The following is a 3,129-nucleotide window of genomic DNA, read 5'->3' as shown; positions in this document are numbered from 1 at the left end:
CCGAGGTCTACATCGTGGCGCTGCCGTTCTTCGGCATCGTCTCGGAGATCTTCCCGGTGTTCGCCCGCAAGCCGATCTTCGGCTACAAGGGCCTGGTGTTCGCGACCATGGCGATCGCGGCGCTGTCGGTCGCGGTGTGGGCGCACCACATGTACGCCACCGGTGCGGTGCTGCTGGCCTTCTTCTCTTTCACCACGTTCCTGATCGCCATCCCGACCGGGATCAAGTTCGTGAACTGGATCGGCACGCTGTGGCGCGGGAAGATCACCTTCGAGACGCCGATGCTGTTTTCGGCGGGCTTCTTGGTCACGTTCCTGTTCGGTGGGCTGACCGGTGTACTGCTGGCGATGCCGCCGGTGGATTTCCAGGTGTCGGACAGCTACTTCGTAGTGGCGCATTTCCACTACGTGCTCTACGGCACGATCGCGTTCGCGACCTTCGGCGGCGTCTACTTCTGGTTCCCGAAGATGACTGGCCGGTTCCTGGACGAGACGCTCGGCAAGGTCCACTTCTGGCTGACCTTCGTCGGGTTCCACTTGACGTTTCTGGTGCAGCACTGGTTGGGCAACGAGGGTATGCCGCGCCGCTACGCCGACTACCTGCCCTCCGACGGGTTCACGACGCTGAACACGATCTCCTCGATCGGTGCGTTCATCCTCGGGGCCTCGACGCTGCCGTTCCTCTACAACGTGTTCAAGAGCTACCGGTTCGGTCGGGTCTGCGACGTCGACGATCCGTGGGGCTTCGGCAACTCGCTGGAGTGGGCGACCTCGTCCCCGCCGCCGCGGCACAACTTCACCGAGCTGCCCCGGATCCGGTCCGAGCGCCCGGCGTTCGACCTGCACTACCCGCACATGGTCGCGCGTGCCCGGGCCGAGGCCCACGTCGGCGGGAAGGCCCACCCCACCGAGGTACTGGCGCACGAGGTCGGTAAGGAGTCCATGCCCGACGACGACCCTAAGTCCACCTGAGTGCTGGGTGCTTGTGCCAGATCGGCGTCCGTTCCGGGCGGTGTCGTCCCTCGACGGCACTGCCCGCTCGCCGCAGGACCTGCGGCCGCAGTGGTCGCAGCCGGCGTGTGAGAAGGAGTGACCGTGCTACTGCCACGCTGGCTGCCGCCGCTGGACCCTCCGCCACTGACGTGGCACGCAATGCTGACCAGCTGGACATTCGACCCGGCGGTGACGGTACCGCTGCTGATCGCGAGCGCTCTGTACTTGTGGGGGGTGCTGCGGGTGCGGCGGCGCGGCGATGCCTGGTCGTGGCGCCGGACCGTGTTCTGGCTCCTGGGTGTGCTGGGTGTGCTGGTCGGGACGTCGTCGGCGCTGGGCGTCTACGACCGCGTTCTGTTCTCGGTCCCGGCGATCCAGCACATGGTGTTGCAGATGATCGCTCCGGTCGGGCTGGTGCTCGGCGCGCCGACCAGCCTGGCGCTGCGGACCCTGCCCCGACGCGGGCGCACGGTCCTGCTCGTGGTGCTGCACACCCGCTGGGTCAGGAGCGTCTCGCATCCGGTGGCCGCGTTCGCGATCTTCGCCGTTACGCAGTTCGCGTTCTATTACACCCCGCTGTTGGGGCTGTCGCTGACCAACGCGTGGGTGCACGACCTGATGCACCTGCACTTCGTCGCGGCCGGGTTTCTCTTCTACTGGGCGCTGCTGGCGGTCGACCCGACACCGCACCGGGTGCGATTCAGCCTGAAGATGTTGCTCGTGGTGGGAATGGCGCCGATCCACATCCTGCTCGGCATACCGATCATGATGACGAGCACGTTGTTCGCCGCGGAGTTCTACACCGCGCTGGACCGCGACTGGGGCCCGTCGCTGCTCGACGACCAGCACCTGGGCGGGGCAATCCTGTGGGGCTTCGGTGACATCGCGGCGATCGCGCTGATCTTCGCGTTCACCCACCAGTGGTACGCCTCCGACGAGCGGACCGCGCGGCGCACCGACCGGCAGCTCGACCGGCTCTACGGCGACGGCCCGACCATCCGTCCGTGGTGGCTGACCGACAGCACCGACACGCCGCCCGATGTCCTCGGGCCGCAGCGTGACGGCACTTGATCCGACTCAGTCGAACGAAATGTGGACGTGATCCATGTGGTTCGCGGTGATGCCGCCCCGGTCCTCCATCGACTCCCAGCCGCTGCCGGTGTCGATACGCTGCCGGTAGATCACGTAACTGATCCCCAGCTCGTCGCTGTTCTGCCGGGCGTAGGCGGCGAGCTTCTCGCCGGTGGCCTGGTCGACCATGAAGTCCAGCGCGTTGCCCTTCGGGTGGTCGGATGCGTTGGAGCGGCCCGCGACTCCGTAGACGGTATCGATGCCGAACATGCAGCGCAGCTTCTCCCCGGCCGTGGCCACGGACGATGCGACGGCGCCGAATCCCTCGGCGCCGGCCGCGCAGCCGGCGGGGCCGCCACCGTCCGACGATGCGAGATCATCCCCGTCCGGTCGATCCGCAGCTGACCGCTCCTCGGCCCGCTGGCGCTGGGCCGCGAGGGCGTCCCCGACTGCGCCGTCGGCCGCCCCGATGATCGCGTCGACATCGATCGGGGGTGGGGGCTCGCTCACGGCGCGGGCCGAGCCCGTCGACGGAGCGGTCGGCATCGCCGGCTCGAGCGTCACCGCCGGGCCGGTGTCATCGGAGGAGGTGGTGAACGCCTGCAGCGCCAGCTCCTCGATGTGGACCGTGTCGTCTCCCGCCTCGCTGTGCCCCGCGACGAGCCCGCCACCGACCAGCGCGGAGGCCAGCACGCCCACGACGCCTGCTCCGCGCCGCAGCGACGGTTGCGGTGCCACGTCGCGGGTCACGCTGGAGTGGTCCACAGCGGGTCGGTTCGGGGAGCACCGGACCGCTGTGGCGCCGCAGAGATGCCTCGGCACAGAAGGGTTCCTTCCTCGCTCGGACACTGTCGCACTCCGCAGCGGGGAGCGGAGGAGCGCGCCGGCCTGCTGGGGATCAGGCCGTTACCGTTCCGAAACGGACCGTACGTCCGGTTTGTGTGCGACTCCGATCGTCCAAACGACTGGGACGGCGACCGGTCGCCAAGGCTCTGTGAGCGGCACGAGACGTCATCAGCCGCGGGGGCCACCAGCGGTGGCCTGCAGGCCGCGAGAAATGTAATAT

3 protein-coding genes are annotated in these 3,129 nt (G+C 68.2%); 2 read left to right on the top strand and 1 reads right to left on the bottom strand.

What is annotated here, in order from left to right:
- Positions 1-971: cytochrome c oxidase subunit I (locus tag BM093_RS34430; protein ID WP_177238895.1), on the top strand; the 971-nt coding region annotated here is incomplete at its 5' end.
- 180 nt (positions 972-1,151) lie between these two features.
- Positions 1,152-2,063, top strand: coding sequence for a cytochrome c oxidase assembly protein (locus BM093_RS34425; RefSeq protein WP_093357609.1), 912 nt, complete (start codon positions 1,152-1,154; stop codon positions 2,061-2,063).
- A 6-nt stretch (positions 2,064-2,069) separates the two neighbouring features.
- On the opposite strand, the gene BM093_RS34420 is transcribed toward BM093_RS34425, so the two are convergent.
- A complete protein-coding gene (locus BM093_RS34420; protein WP_143105715.1) occupies positions 2,070-2,813 on the bottom strand; it encodes a VldE C-terminal domain-containing protein in 744 nt (247 codons plus the stop codon).
- Between the last annotated feature and the right edge of the window lie 316 nt (positions 2,814-3,129).

The sequence above is a fragment of the Pseudonocardia ammonioxydans genome, assembly GCF_900115005.1.
GTDB lineage: Bacteria > Actinomycetota > Actinomycetes > Mycobacteriales > Pseudonocardiaceae > Pseudonocardia > Pseudonocardia ammonioxydans.
This window is presented reverse-complemented; position numbering and strand designations above follow the sequence as displayed.

Bases quoted from the DNA above. Each gene is read 5' to 3' on its own strand.
- BM093_RS34425 (WP_093357609.1), top strand. From the start codon at position 1,152: ATGCTGACCAGCTGGACATTCGACCCGGCGGTGACGGTACCGCTGCTG.